The following is a 16,945-nucleotide window of genomic DNA, read 5'->3' on the forward strand; positions in this document are numbered from 1 at the left end:
CATACTATAACTGATTCTATCAGGGAATGCAAGGAAGTTTGCGAGAACCTTCACTTGTTCATTCGTAGTGAAGTTCAACTAAAAAACCAGTGAACACAGGAGTATTCGCTGTGTCGACTGGTTTTTTGTGCACATATGACTTTTTGTTTCTATTAATTATAGATGATCATCTGGCTGGCCTTCTGGTAAATCATTCATAGGCTCTTCCAATTGTTCAATAAAGACTTTTCTTGGCTTACTTCCTTCTGACGGACCTACCACCCCATGCGTTTCTAGTTCATCTACTAGACGCGCTGCACGATTGTAGCCAATTCTGAATCTTCTTTGTAATAAAGAAATACTTGCTGTTTGCATCTCAACAACTAAAGCTTTGGCATCGTCATATAATTCATCTTGTGGTTGTTCTGGAGTACCGGTTGACTCAACTTCATCTGTTGGCATCATTTTCTCTTCGTAACGTGCTTCTTGTTGAGATGTTACAAAGCTTACAACGCGCTCAACTTCATGATCCGAAATAAAGGCTCCTTGTACGCGGATTGGTTTGTTTTCTCCCATCGGTAAGAAGAGCATATCCCCACGTCCAAGTAATTTTTCTGCCCCATTTGAATCAATGATCGTACGAGAATCAGTTCCACTAGAAACTGCAAAGGCCATTCGCGAAGGAACATTGGCTTTGATAATCCCCGTGATAACATCCACACTTGGTCTTTGTGTTGCTAAAATCATATGAATCCCAGCAGCCCGAGCCATTTGTGCCAAACGAATGATTGCATCTTCCACTTCATTACTGGCAACCATCATCAAGTCTGCTAATTCGTCAACGATGACAACAATAAATGGCAATGTCGGATGCTTCGTGCCATCTTCTACATTCTTTTGTTGAATAAATTCGTTGTACCCAGAAATATTTCTCACCCCTGTAGCGGCAAACTTTTCGTAACGTTCTTCCATTTCTTGAACCACTTTTTGTAAAGCTTGCGCTGCTTTTCGTGGATTTGTCACAACGGGTGTTAAAAGATGTGGAATCCCATTGTACATATTCAATTCAACCATTTTGGGGTCAATCATCATCAATTTGACTTCATGTGGTTTTGCCTGCATCAAGATACTTGTGATAATACCATTGATTGCAACAGACTTCCCGCTCCCAGTAGAACCTGCGACAAGTAAGTGAGGCATTTTGCTTAAATCAGCTGTCTGTACGCGACCAGATACATCACGACCTAATGGTACTTCCAACAGTTTATCTGGATGTTTTGGTTGTGCTTCGATTACTTCTCTAAAGGAAACCATACTGATTTTGCCATTAGGAACCTCGATCCCAATCAAAGATTTACCTGGAATTGGTGCCTCCATCCGAACATCTTTTGCTGCCAAGGCTAAGGCAATATCATCAGTTAAGTTAACGATTTTACTTACCTTTACACCCACAGCAGGCTGTACTTCGAATTTCGTAACGGACGGACCAAGACTCGCTTTTACCACTTTGGCATCCACACCGAAACTTTGGAAAGTTTGTTCCAGCACACCAATGTTTTTTTCGATTTTCTTATATTCATCACTTTGGTCAACTGCTGGAATCGAATCCAGCAAATCAATAGATGGTAATTCATACGCATGATTTTCTTCTTCAGCGGCAATTTCAAATTCTAGAACAGAGCCATCATCTTCAGGCACTTCTTGTTCAAGTCCTTCATGTCCATCGATTGGTAACGTTGTTTGTGTTGGCGTATGTTCAATCGGCGGCTTCGTCTGCATTTGTTCTTGGAAGCTATTGATTGGTACAAAATTGGCTTCGTTGGTTTCTGTCGCCGGTAATTCATCCGGTTCGTCGTATCTTGTTTGTTGATGTTCCCGACTTTTTTCCATTTCGGCTATCTCTGCTTCAGCTGCTTCTTGAGCGGCTAAACGTTTTGCTTCTCTCGCTTGTGCTCGTTGTTCTTTTCTCTCTGCTTTTTCCGCTTGTTTTTTTGCTTGTTTTGCTGGATCGCCTTCCAATAATCCTTGTAGTCTCTCCCCTAATGTTTGGATGCCTTCCAATAATTGATACCCTTCAAGATTGCTAAATAAAAATGCACCGACAATCAATAGTAAAACGGCAACCAGATAACTGCCTGGCTGCGCAATCAAAAAGTAAGTAAAATGATATAAAATAGCTCCGATCATCCCACCACCTACATTACGACTGACTTGACTTTGCTTAATATCGCTTGCTAATAAATCCCAAGTAGTGCCAAGAATATTTGGTTCTCCACTATGGAGTTTTCCAAATAAATGAGCGTGGAAGAAAAGTAAGATTCCTAAATAAAAGAAAATTCCCCCTACCAAACGTCGAGGTTTACCAATCTTTAATTCCGTATTCTTGATAATAATCCAGAATCCTGTGATGGCTAATAACAAACAAAGAATTGGATAAGTGTTCCCCGCAAATATTCGAAAGCCGTTGGCAACTAAAGTTCCTAGAAACCCTAATCGTAAAAAGCCAAACACAGCAAATAAAATCAATGCAAAACCGACAAAGATCGTCAAAAGTTGCTCTTGTTGTTGCTTTTGCTTTTTCGTCTTTTTCTTTTTCTTTGCAGGACGTTTTTTCTGCGCCATTATTTATCCCTCATTTCATTCCCCATTATACAAAAAAAAGGAAGGGAACTAAAGTTTTGTTTCAAAGAACTCGTTTCTTTCTTTTCATTTCGTCATTTTTTCATAAAAATATGAAAAAAATTTGATTATAGTGAAGAGGCAAGAGGATATTCTGTTACTGTTTGATTATCAGAACTTAAATTTCCATTCACTAAAAAAAGTTGAAACAACAGCTACGCAGCTATCGTTTCAACTTTTTGATTTCGTTTTTTCTTATTCGATTGATTCGCCATTTTCTTTAATGACTGATTGATACCAATAGTAGCTATCTTTTTTGTAACGTTCAAGCGAACCTTCTTGTGTTTCATCTTGATCCACATAAACAAAGCCATAACGTTTTTGGTAGCCATTCAACCAACTTAATAAATCAGTATAAGACCAGGTACAGTAACCTAAAACCGTTGCGCCATCAGAGATTGCTTCTTTGATAGCTTTCACATGGTTAGCCAAATAATTAATTCGATACTCATCATGGATTTTTTTGTCTTCGGTTAACTGGTCATATTCACCTAATCCATTTTCAGTAATCAAAATAGGTGTTCGGTAACGACTAGTGATTCGACGAAGAGCAATTCTCAACCCTTCCGGATCGATTTCCCAATCCCAGTTTGTTCGTTCAACAAAAGGATTCTCAACTTTTTTGTACATTCCTGGCACACCTGTTTCTTCAGAAGAACCTTTTTTACCACTCGTATTCATTTTACCTGCGCCCACACCGTCTAACGGGTTAAACGCATTTGTTGCTGTCTGATAATAATTGATACCTAAGAAATCAGGTTTTGCTGATTGTAATAGTTCTTCGTCTCCTTCTTCAATCGTTGGTGCCCAACCTTGTTCCTCTAAAAATTTCATTGCAGCAATTGGGTACTTGCCCCACATATAGACATCCATCCAGTAGTTTGCCATTAGATCTTCTGCATTTTCAGCAGCTAAAATATTTTTAGGATCACTATTGATTGGATAATTCGGCGTATATGCAAAACTTGGTCCAATCTTCCCTGGCATATTTAATTCATGGAATTTATTGATTACAGAAGCATTTGCTAAATTTGCGATATGATTCACTGCATACATTCGTTTAGGATCTGTTACACCTGGCGGATGAACAGCCAATAAGTAGCCTAATGAAGTGAAAACATTTTGTTCATTCAAACTAATCCAATAATGAACTTTTCCACGAAAAGCTTCAAATAATGTTTCGGCATAATTGGTAAAATCCTCAATAATTTGACGTGATTCCCAGCCTTTATATTCATCTTGCAATGCTTGTGGCAAATCCCAATGATACAAAGTAACCATTGGTTCAATATCGTTTTTGATCAATTCATCCACTAGCTCTTGATAAAAAGCCAATCCAGCTTGATTGACTTCTCCACGTCCTGTTGGAAAAATTCGAGTCCAAGCAATTGAAAAACGATAAGCTTTCAATCCTTGTTCTTTCATTAAAGCAATATCTTCTTTAAAACGGTGATAATGATCCACCGCTAAGTCACCATTGGTACCTTTAAATGTTTTACCTGGTATCCGAACGAACTGATCCCAGACAGACTCTCCTTTGCCATCTTCTTGCCAAGCACCTTCGACTTGATAAGCAGCTGAGGCAGATCCCCATAAAAAATCTTTTGGAAACGAAGTTAATGTTTGATGTTCCATTGTCTACTTCCTCTCTTCCTTCATTCAATCCTTACAACCTTAGAATAACACGAAACCCCTTTCACTTCAAAGGATTTTTCCTTAAAAGTCTAGACATTAAAAATAATCAACTCCCTATTTCTTTACTACTGACTTAAAAAAGCTTCCGATAGTTGTATATACATGATACAATAGTTCCAAGTAACAATGTTACCGTTTTCTTTTGCTATAAAATAGAATGGAGTGACCATGATGAACCCTAATCCTCATAATATCCAACTAGTTGCTGTTGATATGGACGGAACTTTTGCACGAAGTGACTATACGTATGACATTCCAAGATTTAAAGATATTTTAGCTAGAATGGCTGCTGTAGGTTGTCGATTTGTTGTTGCTAGTGGCAACCAGTATCATCAACTACGTTCACTGTTTCCTGACGATGCTCACGAGTTGAGTTTTGTCGCAGAAAATGGCGCCTTAGTAATGGATCAAGAAGAACTTCTCTTTGCAGCAGATATTAAGGAAGAAGCAATCATGAGAGTGCTCTCCTTCTGTAAAGAGTATCCCGAAATCAAGAACGTGATGTGTGGATTTAACAGTGCGTATTGTGAACGTGGAAAAGTCAGCGAAGATTTTTTCAACTTAACAAATATTTACTACCACAAATTAAAGTGGGTCGATGATTTTTCACAAGTTGATGATCGTATTCTAAAATTTGCACCCACTGTTCCCGTAGAAAAAACTACCTATTACTGTGAATTATTTGGTGAAAACTTACAGGGAATGTTAGTTCCTACCAGTAGTGGTCATGGTTCAATTGATTTGATCATTCCGGGTTGTCATAAAGCGGCTGGTTTGCAAAAATTGGTACAACGTTGGGGGATTACGTCTGAGCAATGTGTCGCTTTTGGCGATGGTGGAAATGATCTTGAAATGTTAAAGTATTGTGGGCTTAGTTACGCGATGGCTAACGCGCCTGATGAAATTAAAAAATCAGCTAGCTACGTCTGTCCTTCAAACGATGAGGATGGTGTCTTAGTCACACTTGATAAACTATTTCCTAAATAAGTTTGAAGAAAGCTTCCTCGATCACTCTCTCTAACCGTCAAAAACTACTACTGAATTAAATTTGCGTTTTCTACGATTTTGTTAATGATTCGAGCCAGATTTTATTTGTCCATTTCTTTTTCTAGATCACTGAATTATTTTAGCTAATACTTCCACACCAGTAGCTAAACAATGGGTAAAAATGGCAATGGTTGGGTTGGTTTTTATTATCAAAAAGGTTATGATACTGGAAGAAAAGTCATAACAACAAAAGCTAAAACAGAAGAACTGGATTGAGGTCTAAAATGTCAATTGCATATAATAAATTCAAAAAACGCCACCCGTATCTCAACCTGATAATCATTTTTATTGTTGCTAATTTACTAGGTATTTTGATCGAATATATCATCAATGGAGATTTCATTGGTTCGGGATTCTACACAGCTTTATTTTTAATGATCATTTATTTACTAAAAGCATGGCTTGAACAGAACAATGAAAACGGAAAAATTGGCTTAACAAAAGCAAGTAATAAATGAAAAAGAGGAATCCTTATTGAAAGGATTCCTCTTTTTCATTTGTCTTAGATTCCATGAATCGTTTTCCTACCCACCGTATCGAATAAATAAAAGCTATGTCATTTTAGTAATCCTCGATTATGATAACTTGCATCATAATAACTTTCTATATTAAACTCCACTTAACCGGATGATAAAATTCCACATGCCTAATTTCATCATAATTCACTTTGCTAGAACCTACATAGATCCCTAACTCATCATGTCCTAAAACAACACCAACAATATCGTTAGGATAATAGCCTTCAGAATCTCGTTCTTTTATTTGTATAGCAACAGATTCTCGTTTTATGAGTGCCTTATTCAACACTTCTGAGATTGCTTCAGTTGTCATTTGTGTTTTTGCCACATTCACTTGCGCAGTTTCTTTCGTCTTACTAGTAATTTTTTCAGTATGGTCAGATAAATACATGCCTTGCCATTTGATAATCCCTCGATCTTCATAATCAAACATGCTCGATTCCTCCATTTCCTCCAGCGTGCCCACCAACTAAATTACTTCGATCGATACTTCTCGCACCTTCGAGATAAGAAGACGCATGAACAATTGAACTAAATCCATATTTTCCACGAATTTTATCAATGATTCGATCTAAATTTTCTTCTCTCATTTGTTTTTCTGGATCGCTAAATAAATCTAATTGCGTGGAATCGGTATACACTAACTTGCTATAAGCTATGGAAACATGTCGGACTTCTTGACCATCATAAAATTTATGAAATAAATACATACAATACATTTGAAGTTCTTTCGTGTTATTCGTCAAAGGTATTTTCATTTGGCGAGAAAATCCCTCTTTTTCTTCCAAAATAGACGTGCCAATCCCTACATGGATACAGCTGGTTTTACAACCATGTTTTCTAATTCTGATTGCTACTTGTTCAGCCATTTCTTTCACGACAATCTCAATCTCTTCTTTTCTAGTATAATCTCTTGGCAAAACTTGAGAGTTTCCATAACTTTTTTCTTTTGTTTGAGGTGGAACAACTGCGATGTCTGTACGATCAATCCCATTAGCATGGAAATATAATTGTAATCCCAGCACGCCAAATTTATTTTTCAGTGAATAAGGTTTCCAATTTGCTAACCCTTCGATCGACATGATCCCCATTTGATTCAGTCGTTTTTTGGTCCGTGAACCAATTCCCCAAAAATCAGTCATTTCTCTGATACGCCAAACTTTTTTAGGAACATCTTGGTATGTCCACTCAGCGATGAATCCTTCATTTCTTTTTGCTTCATTGTCTAATGCTAGTTTTGCAAGTAAAGGATTATCCCCTATTCCTACAGTGGCAATCAATCCCATTTCTCGATAAACATGTCGCTGAATTTTTCGAGCCAATTGCTTCCGTTGGTCGCTACGACTTTTCCCAGCTGTCGTAAATAATTTCATTGAGCTAGTGACTTTCAAAATCGATTCATCAATTGAATAAATCAGTAAATCTTCATCTGCTACATATTTTCTAAAAATATCATTTACTTCCATATTTCTTTTGATGTACAAATTCATTCTAGGTGCAGCAATAATCAAACTGTCAGGAAAAGGCGAAGGCAAATCTCTTGGTCGGCTAACATTAGAGATTCCATACTGTTGCTTAGCCATTGGCGAAGACGCTAGAATCAGACCTGAACCAGTATTATCCGCTTGACTCATAACAACCAGTTCTGTTGTCAAAGGATTCAATCCACGTTCGATACATTCAACCGAAGCATAAAAACTTTTCATATCGATCATGAAGTAATCATTCACAGGCTCATTTGAATAATCTAGCATGTCGTTACACCTCACTTCATGCTCATTATACAAACGTATGTTCGCTTTGTAAACTGATTATACTAACTTTTTTCGTAAAAAAGTAAAAAACGAAGGCACAAAGTTTAGTCCTTCGTTGTTTTATTTAATTTTTTTATTTCTATCACAGCTATTCCATTTGTTCTGCTGAAACAATCATTTTATATTCGTATGTTCTATTATTTTCTAAGAGTTTCTTTTCATTTTAGTCAATAAATTGGAATTATTTTACTAATCGTTCACTCTTGATTCAATAAAAATTTTTTGATTTGTTCCCAGTAAGTGTTCTTTCCGATAATCAGCGATAATTCCCCCGTCAGACCATAACGATCCACTATTTTTTTATTTGATTTTAATCGCCCTTTGATTAAGTAAAAAATGCCTTCCTCGGTTGTAGTACTCGTTTCAGGTATTTCTGTTATCTCTCCATCAAGCGTTGTTGCCACAGCTTTTCTATCTAATTTGAAGTGAACGAGCATTCCTGTTTTGATATGTGTCATTTCATTTGCTGGTATCCTAGCAGTAAATGGTATTTCATCGTCTTTAAAGGATGGATAAATTTCTGCTAAAAGTGTGCCTTTTGGTAGAAAGGTTTGTTCCTTTACTGCATCATTCAAATGGAGAATACCGTCTTTTTTAGCTCTTACTGTTCCCAAATCAATTTGTTCGTTTATATTCTCTATAAGTACTTTCTTTTTCTTTTCAGACTCATCTAATTCAAGTATCTTTTGCTTCGTTTTCGCTAAAATTTCTTCCTTACTTTGTGCCAATCTTTCACGTTGGGAGTTGATTTCATCCTCTGGTGTAACAGGTTTGACAAGCGTTTCTTGTTCCATTTGTAGTTGTTCAATTTCTTTTTTTAATTGGCTGATTTGCTCATCAATGACTGTCAAAGTAGTTGTTTGAATTTGCTCTTTTTTATCTTCTGAACCATTTTTCAGTTCCATTTGCCATACTTGATATTTAGCTTTGATTGCTTCTGAAACATTTCTAATTGTTTTTTGGTCTTTCCATGCTACTCTTACTTTTTCCCACTCAGATTGTTTATTTTTTCGTATACTAATCTCCTGACTATGCTGGTCCATATTTTTTTGATATGTTTCTTGCTCTTTCTGATTTGCTGCCAGCATTTGTTTTGATAAAGATTCACTGGCTTCTTTTTCTGCAAAGAAACTTTTTAATTGGTTACTATAACCAAAAACATCCTCTACTTTAAAAAGATTTCTTTCTTCAGCTAAGCTATCAAGAAAAAGCTGCGCTGCTTCTTTTTGTTTTACAAAGTTCTCAATTTCTGTTTCCAGTTGGGCTTTCTCATTAGTTAATTCCTTCGTGTTAAAAATAACTAGAGATTCTCCACTTTTCACTGTTAAGTTCTCTTGTAATCTATTTTCTTTCATTTCTGCTTCTATCGGTACTTGAATCTTTTCTATGGATAAAGGAGTTATTTGTCCTTGTGCTCGTACCGCGATTTCATGTTTAGCAAATGCTAAGAACAAGCCAGCGAACAGAAAAAAAATCATAATCGGATAGAGGATCCAACGATAAAAAGTTTGATGTTGTTGTCGATATACGTTTGAGTGCTCAAGCCAATCTTTATTTTTCATTACTTCCCCCACCATTGTTAAATCTCCCATAGTTTTTGATACATACCACGATTTGATCTTAGCTCCTCATGCGTCCCTTCTTCAACAAGTTTACCTTCGTGAAGTACAAGAATCTGGTCACAAGCTTTCGCAATTGGCAAATGATGAGCGATAAAGAGGATTGTCTTTTCTTTTAACCCCAGCAGATATTCTAAAATAGCATGCTCTAATAATGTGTCTAGTCCACTGGTTGCTTCATCTAATATTAAAATATCTGAATCTTTCAATAACGCTCGAGCAATTGCTAATCGTTGACGTTGCCCACCTGAAAGATTCGCGCCCCCTTCTTCGATCATCATTTCAAATCGTAAAGGTTGTTGATTAATAAAGTCATTTAGTTGAACAGCCTCACATACTTCTAAAATCCGTTCAAAGTTCGGTATATTTACTAACCCAAATGTCAAATTTTCAAGAATAGTACCACTGAAAAAAAATGACTCTTGTGGAACATAGGTCACATTCTCCCGTAATTGTGCGTAGTCAATATCTAAATGATTGATTTTGCCATAACAAATTGCTCCATCAGAAATCGTGTAAAAATTCACAAGCAGCTTTGCCAACGTGGATTTTCCTGAGCCACTTACGCCTACTAAAGCGACTTTACTGCGTGCAACAATGTGACATGAAATATTTTTTAATACTGGAGTTTTCATAGTATAGGAAAAGGCTACGTTCTCCAAATGAATCCCACTTTGAAATAGTTCTTTAGTGATTGTTTGTTTCGTTGAGCTTTCCTTTTTTTCAGGCTCAATTGCTAGTATTTCGTTCAATCGTTTATTTGCTACCTGAGCCGTCTGCATTTTGACCTGTAAATTAATAATATTCTGCAAAGGATCTGTAAAAAAAATCAATAATGCGTTATAGGTAATTAACTGACCCAAGCTAATTGTTTCATCCATCACATAAAATGAACCTAGCCAGAGAATAAGCGCACTACTAATCAATTGAATGCTATGTTTGATTCCTTGCTGTAGATTGTCCAAAGTCACTGTGCGAAAAGATTTTTTCATCAACTTAACGAATTCATGATCCACTCGATGATAAACTTTTTCTTCACTGTTATATGCCTTGATTGTCTCAATTCCTTTTAGACTCTCTATTATACTTGAATTTAATGTTGCACCTGCCATCATTTCCTCTTGATTTGCGCGTTCATAACTTTTGACAAAAGTAAAAATCGTCAGAACATAAAACGGTAACGTTCCCAAAGTAATCACGAAAAGCATACTATTTTGAATAGCTAGTGTAACGCCAACAAGCAAAACCATTCCGATATCTAAAAAGATTGAAAGTGTCGCACTTGCTAAAGCATCAATAATCTTATTTGCATCAAGAAATCGAGAAATAATTTCCCCTGACTTTCTGGTAGCAAAAAAATTCATTGGTAGTGAAAGAACATGTTTAAAATAGTGTAACATGATAGCTATACTTAAGCGCTGACCCAAAACAACTAACAAGTAGTTCCTACTATACTCAAAAAGAACGCGAAATAAGTAGACAAAAATCAAACCAATGGAAACAATCGTTAATGTCGATCGCGCTTGATTTGGGATGAAATAATCTAAGATTCCTTGAAAATAATAGGAGCTTCCTATTCCAAATAGCGTAATAAATAATGAAGCAAGTATGATATGTGCAACTAAATTTTTTTGTTGCCAAATAATTGGGAAAAAAGAGCTTAGCCCAGCAACTTTTTCTTTACTTGGCCGATAGGAATCCTTTGGTGTTGGTAAAAGTAAAACCCCTGTCCATTCTTTTGAAAATTCTGTTATCGTTTTCTTTATTTTTCCTTTTGCTGGATCGGCAATCAATAAGAAATCATTTTTCACACCATACACAACTACATAATGCATGTAGCTGTTATTAACACAAATGTGTGCAATTAGTGGCGTGGGCAACTCTGTTTCCTTCCAAACTTCACTATCTGCTTGAACAGCTAAGCAATCAAATCCCACTTTTTCCAAAGCCATTTTCAAGCCAAAAGCTGAAGTACCTTCTAAATCTGTTCCAGAAAATTCACGTAATTTATAAATAGGAACTTCTGATTTATAAAAGTTTAAAATCATTGCCACACAGGCAACCCCACAATCTTTTTCGTCTTGCTGTTGAATCCAAGAAAAATGCCTCATATGACTTTTCCTTTCTCAAAAGTATACATTTTTTATGTAGGTGAATGATTTATCAAAATGAGCACATTCATCGAATCCTACGATAAATCATTTCCCCTTTAACCTAACTAAAACTAGTATGCCATTTGCCTTAAACGGATGATCAATTTTGTCTTGAATCATGGGAAAAATACTCCTGAGTAAAAAACAGCTGATTTCTCTTTTATTCAAGCTAGAAATCATATACTTCAAGACATTTTTTATCGATAGAGAAACTTCTGTGCTATATTTTCAGCGTAGTAAAAATCTCTGTATAAAGGTTGAGATAGAATCATGCAAAAACAACACATCTGCTATTTAAAAGGACAAATGCACATCGTTAACTGCATACAAAATGGAAATTTTCAAATAACCGATCTGATTAATCTGAGGTGTACTCAATGATAGAAAGAATCTGGCAAAAATATCTATGGCTAATCAAAATTCTCTTAAAAAGAATCATTTGAAGCTCTTTCACTTTTGGACATTCGTGAGACAAATTATGAGCAGCTATTTGATAGCGTCACCTGTGATGAATGACGATAAAAGACTGGAACACCTCAAGTAATTTGCAAATTTCCTTGCTGTATCCTCTTTTAAAAAAGAAAGAGGACACAAAAAGAAGAAAGCGACTGGCAAACTGAATCCCCGGTCGCTTTCTTCTTGTTTGATCTACTTATTCTCTCGGCTAAATTGATTAAATCGAAATTTTTTTATGTTCTAAAGGCTTGTGAGTGCCTCTTTGATCTTTTTAGCTTTTCCAATTGCAAACGTTCTGAAAAGGTCTGGACTAAAATAAACAAATCGATTTTTATAGTTCACTTCTTTGACGTTGCTTAAGTTAACTAAACAAGATCGGTTTATCTTAAATAAAGTTGGATACTTATCCGACAATTCACTCAATTTCCCATAAAATTCATATTGACCATCTGCAACATAAAGAATTAAGCGATGGGGAATGTCTGAGGTCTCGATAAACCAAACTTCTTCTAAATCTAAAGTAAACGTTTGGGAACCTATTGAAAAAACAAATGCTCGATTCTGTTCTACTTTTAACGAATCGATTCTTTTTTGAGCAATTGATAACAACTCGATGATCTCCGCTCGATAAGCTTCCAACGGCTGATCTTTTTCAACAAAGCCAAGTGTTTCTACTCTTCTTTTTATGGTCAATGGTAACAGTTCATCATGAGTCGTGATGAATATGATTTTGGCTTGAGGATCGCGTTCTCGTATTTTTTCTGCCAGATCAATTCCATTGATAGGATGATTTAAATCGATATCTAAAAAATAAATCCCTTGTTTAGGCATAAATTTTTTTAAATAGTTTTTTACTTCAACTGGGCTTTGTGTTTTCAACGAAATCTCAAATGGCTCATCATGGAACAAAATATAATTTTGAATGATCGTTTCAAGCTGATGTAACTGAATCAACTGATCTTCACAGATAATTATTGGATAACTCATATTACTCCTTTCATTTAGCCATTAGTATCATTTGAATCGAAAACCTCGTACGATTCTTTTTAAATTGGATAAGGATATTAGGATTTCTTCTTTCAATTTCACGAATATTGCTTAAGCCCAGTCCCTCATGGTCAATTTTTGTTGAAATTCCTTGCTTCATCAACATTTCCACAGGTAAATTGACATCGACACAACTATTTTCAATAAAAATTTCAGTTTGTCGCTTATCTTGATGAAACATGATAGAAACTTTGTGCTCTGTGCTCTCTCTAGCAGCCTCAATCGCATTATCTAACGCTATGCCAACTAAACGGATACAATCAAAAATAGGGATAGGAATCTCTTGAATTGGGGAAAAACATTCAAAGTGACAGTCCACTTTCTGTTCATTCGCTTCAAAGAGTTTTGTAATAACTAAACTTTTCAAATATGGGTTTTCAATATTTTTGCAATAGCGATAGTTTAAATCTTTATCTAAAAAATACTGGTTTGAATAATGCTCCAAACCCTCGATCTGGTGAAGTGCTTCTCGATCACCCGTTTCGGTAAATGCTTCTCTCAAACTTAGTAATAAATTTTTATAATCATGTTTAAATTTTGCCATGCTCATTTGATTCTGTTCTAACTGGTCAGTATATTTCTTTAAACTTTCAAGTTGTTGCTGCTCTAACTCGCGTTCGTATTTTTCTTTTTGTTTTACGTATGCCCTCGTAAATACCAAGAGGACAAATACCGTTTGAACAATGAGAAAGGTCGCAATTCCAACAATAAACTTATCGAATGCTTCGTAGTAATGAGCTGCGTAAGAAACAGTTAGAGTAACTAAAAACAAATAACATAATAAGAGTGCAACAATCCCAGAGTTGTTTTTTTTCAATAAGACACCTAACTTAAACTGTCGATATAAAAAGAGCATGAGAAATAGAATCAGTCCTTGGATAATCAATTCGATCAATATAAAATAGATCCCTTTGATTCCTTCAAAAGTGACAAAATAAAGCATGAGTGATGAGCTTAGTATAGAAGATACATAGTCTATCAGCATACTCAATACCGCTGTGCTCAAAAGAAAGTAGTCTGTTTCATGTTTTCTTTTGAGAAATAGATAGCTACTAAAAACGGGGAGAATATCTGCAAATCCAGTGAATACATTAGCTAAAAATGTACAAGGAAAAAAAATAAAAAATAGAATTAGTTTCTTTTTAATCGTCCCTTCTCGATAAATCGAGAAAAAAGTCACATAATAAAACAATGTGGCGATAGTCATCCTTAGTATATATGCTTTTGTATCAATAATAACCAACAGCCTCTCCCCCTTTGATTAAATTATATCAAAACGGGGAGAATACTAACACTTCTTAAAAAAAGAAAGCAAACATTTTGCAACATCCGTAGCAGGTTTTCCTAAAACAGTTGTTCCTGATCCTCCCATTACTTTTTTTAATTGCTGATCAGTTATTTTTTTGATTTTCATTGTTATATCTCCTTTCATTTTTTTGTTATTCTCAGTATTTCATAACCGTAACTCTAATGGCGGAAAATTTCCTGAACCCTGTCAAAAGTTATCTCAAACCAAAAAATACTTGGTTCTCTTTTGTTCAAGATAACAGAGAAAGTCTCTTAAGATGTTTCAACATATTGAGCAGATAACCATGATACAGTCATGTTGTAATACAAATTCATTCAAAAGGAGTGTGTTGCTACATGCAAACGATCAAAGAATTGAACACGATGGAATTACAAAAAATAATTGGAGGTGAAAATGACCATCGGATGCCTTACGAATTGAACCGTCCAAATAATTTATCCAAAGGTGGAGCTAAGTGCGCTGCTGGAATACTTGGTGCTGGATTAGGCGCAGTAGGCGGTGGACCTGGCGGATTTATTAGTGCCGGAATCAGTGCTGTTCTTGGTTGTATGTAAAGAATCTTTTTCATTTCTCTAGCTTATCATCTAAGAATCTCTAGAAGATAAGACACTACTTTTTAACTACGCACAATGTACAATGCCTACAAGAAAATGTTGATCATTTTCTTGTAGGCATTTTGTTCGTTTCATAAGACTTTTGCTAAAACAGAGTGTTTTTCAAAACATACCTCTTTATTTATTGTGCTGTTAGCTAGCATTTTTTCTTTTTCTATAGCTTCTAATTATCTCAATTAACAAAACCAATAGACTACAGAAAAAAAGTAATCGAAAGAGATTTCCCCCTTCAGTAAACCAAAAAACAATCAAAAGAATGAGAAAGCCAATGACATTTATGATCCAAATTTTATCTTTCGATTTCAACCAATTCCCCTCCTTTTTCTCATTTTGATTCTTATTTATTATGACACAACCAATTGATTTTCTTTCAATCATATCCTCAATGATCTCAAAAACCATCATGAATGGCCGTTTTTTCTATTTCTTTAGGATAACCAATAGTCAAGTTATTCTTGTTCGATTAGTTTATTAGAAATCTAAAAATTCGTATCTTTTTCAAAAATTAGGTATGGTAATCATACATACTGGAGGTGCAAAAATGGAAACTTTGTTAAAAAATGTGCGTGTTGAAACAAATTACCTAACAACCGGAAATTATATTCATGGCACGGCAACGAGAACGGTCGATATCTTATTCAATCAAACAGCCATTGTTTCTGTTCTAGATGCTGGAGAAATGTCAGACAGTGATCGACAGGTTATTGATGGTAAAAATGCACTTTTTCTGCCCCAATTAAGAGAAATGCACTGTCATTTTGATAAAAGCAAATTGGGTATTCCTTGGACACCAATCGAGCCGGCAGCAAACATTGTTGAACGCTTTACTCAGGAATACGATTATTTAGAATCCGCACCGCTTTCTTTTGATGAGCGAATGAAAAATCTAATCCATTTGGAATTACTTCATGGTGCCACTCACTTTCGTTCACATATTGATGTTCATCCTTTGGTCGGACAACGTTATTTAGAAGATGCACAAAAAGTTTTAGCTGCGTATACAGACAAGTTGGCTTACGAATTAGTTGCCTTTCCTCAACACGGATTACTTCGCTCAAATGCTTACGAAGAAATGAAAAAAGCTTTGCAAAATGGCGCAACCTTAGTCGGTGGTGTTGATCCAATTAGTCTTGATGGTAACTTGGAGAAATCTTTAACAACCACATTTGATTTGGCTACACAATTTGATGTGCCCATCGATCTTCACCTACATGAACGTGGAGATAATGCCCGACAAACTTTTGCAAAAATCGTCGCGTTGACTGAAGAAAGTGGCTGGAATGGTAAAGTAACCGTCAGTCATGCTTACGGGTTAAAAGATTTATCTGCTAGTGAACGAAAAGAACTATTTCCACGTTTGGCGGAAAACAACATCACAATTATCTCAAGCATTCCACTAAATCCTGTTATTCCACCACTAACAGAACTAAGGACTGCCGGTGTAAAAACATTCATTGGTTGTGACAACATTTACGACTGTTGGTCTCCTTTCGGCAATGGTGATGTGATGGATAAATTAACTCGCTATGCCGAGATTTTTAATCTAACGAGTCAAAAAACGCTTACTGAAAGTCTTGAATTAGTAACGAATCAACCATTAATTGAACCCGATGGCTGGGTCAAAGTCGGTATGCTGGCAAATTTCACATTAGTCGATGCAACTTCTACTGCTGAATTTGTCGCACGAAAAATCCCTATTTCAGCTAGTTATTTTAAAGGAAAGAAAGTAACCATCAACTAACTAAAAAAATATTGCTCCTAAATGAAATGACCCTTAAAAGTTAGACTAAAATTCTAACTTTTAAGGGTCGCTACAATTAATTGATCGTTTTTTATTGTAAACTGACAATTTGATTTAACTTAATTCACATTTCCGCTCAAAAGAGAAATGTAATCTTTTAAAAATATATCCTCTTTTTCCATACTCTTTTTGGAAATATCTGTAAGTATTCTAACATCCAAAAATAAATTGCTAGTTACAGCAAGCTACATTTTTACAACAAACTGACAGTCAC

13 protein-coding genes are annotated in these 16,945 nt (G+C 35.6%); 4 read left to right on the plus strand and 9 right to left on the minus strand.

Annotated elements, in window-relative coordinates; all coding sequences use genetic code 11:
- Positions 1–156: 156 nt before the first annotated feature.
- Entirely contained in the window at positions 157–2,601 is a 2,445-nt protein-coding gene (locus AC4BD1_RS09685; protein WP_206910914.1) for a DNA translocase FtsK, read from the minus strand.
- A 252-nt stretch (positions 2,602–2,853) separates the two neighbouring features.
- Positions 2,854–4,293, minus strand: coding sequence for a glycoside hydrolase family 1 protein (locus AC4BD1_RS09690; RefSeq protein WP_206910916.1), 1,440 nt, complete (start codon positions 4,291–4,293; stop codon positions 2,854–2,856).
- Between the two features lie 231 nt (positions 4,294–4,524).
- Between AC4BD1_RS09690 and AC4BD1_RS09695 the strand changes: the two genes are divergently transcribed.
- Together AC4BD1_RS09695 and AC4BD1_RS09700 are read left to right on the plus strand one after the other, a co-directional pair.
- A complete protein-coding gene (locus AC4BD1_RS09695; protein WP_490485538.1) occupies positions 4,525–5,340 on the plus strand; it encodes a Cof-type HAD-IIB family hydrolase in 816 nt (271 codons plus the stop codon).
- 284 nt (positions 5,341–5,624) lie between these two features.
- Positions 5,625–5,858 (plus strand): hypothetical protein, encoded by a 234-nt coding sequence (locus AC4BD1_RS09700; RefSeq protein ID WP_490485539.1) that lies wholly within the window; start codon positions 5,625–5,627, stop codon positions 5,856–5,858.
- 145 nt (positions 5,859–6,003) lie between these two features.
- On the opposite strand, the gene AC4BD1_RS09705 is transcribed toward AC4BD1_RS09700, so the two are convergent.
- From AC4BD1_RS09705 to AC4BD1_RS09735, 7 genes are all read right to left on the minus strand, one after another.
- On the minus strand, positions 6,004–6,351 hold the full coding sequence (locus AC4BD1_RS09705) for a hypothetical protein (protein ID WP_206910435.1): 348 nt from the start codon (positions 6,349–6,351) through the stop codon (positions 6,004–6,006).
- Positions 6,344–7,672: a Y-family DNA polymerase gene (locus AC4BD1_RS09710; protein WP_206910436.1), complete on the minus strand. Its 1,329-nt coding sequence runs from the start codon at positions 7,670–7,672 to the stop codon at positions 6,344–6,346. The genes AC4BD1_RS09705 and AC4BD1_RS09710 overlap by 8 nt, the downstream gene beginning before the upstream one ends.
- 257 nt (positions 7,673–7,929) lie before the next feature.
- Positions 7,930–9,309: a bacteriocin secretion accessory protein gene (locus AC4BD1_RS09715; protein WP_490485540.1), complete on the minus strand. Its 1,380-nt coding sequence runs from the start codon at positions 9,307–9,309 to the stop codon at positions 7,930–7,932.
- A gap of 2 nt (positions 9,310–9,311) precedes the next feature.
- Complete coding sequence (locus tag AC4BD1_RS09720) at positions 9,312–11,462, minus strand: peptide cleavage/export ABC transporter (RefSeq protein ID WP_490466389.1); 2,151 nt, start codon at positions 11,460–11,462, stop codon at positions 9,312–9,314.
- A gap of 738 nt (positions 11,463–12,200) precedes the next feature.
- Complete coding sequence (locus AC4BD1_RS09725; RefSeq protein ID WP_490466390.1) at positions 12,201–12,947, minus strand: response regulator transcription factor; 747 nt, start codon at positions 12,945–12,947, stop codon at positions 12,201–12,203.
- Between the two features lie 10 nt (positions 12,948–12,957).
- On the minus strand, positions 12,958–14,250 hold the full coding sequence (locus AC4BD1_RS09730; RefSeq protein ID WP_490485541.1) for a sensor histidine kinase: 1,293 nt from the start codon (positions 14,248–14,250) through the stop codon (positions 12,958–12,960).
- 45 nt (positions 14,251–14,295) lie between these two features.
- Positions 14,296–14,421: an EntF family bacteriocin induction factor gene (locus AC4BD1_RS09735; protein WP_242589985.1), complete on the minus strand. Its 126-nt coding sequence runs from the start codon at positions 14,419–14,421 to the stop codon at positions 14,296–14,298.
- A gap of 230 nt (positions 14,422–14,651) precedes the next feature.
- On the opposite strand from AC4BD1_RS09735, the gene AC4BD1_RS09740 reads away from it, so the two are divergent.
- Both AC4BD1_RS09740 and AC4BD1_RS09745 read left to right on the plus strand, forming a co-directional pair.
- Positions 14,652–14,870 (plus strand): bacteriocin, encoded by a 219-nt coding sequence (locus tag AC4BD1_RS09740; protein ID WP_206910443.1) that lies wholly within the window; start codon positions 14,652–14,654, stop codon positions 14,868–14,870.
- Between the two features lie 601 nt (positions 14,871–15,471).
- Positions 15,472–16,671, plus strand: a complete 1,200-nt coding sequence (locus AC4BD1_RS09745; protein ID WP_490485542.1) for an amidohydrolase family protein — start codon at positions 15,472–15,474, stop codon at positions 16,669–16,671.
- The last annotated feature ends 274 nt before the right edge of the window (positions 16,672–16,945 follow it).

The sequence above is a fragment of the Enterococcus sp. DJ147D b genome, from assembly GCF_058216655.1.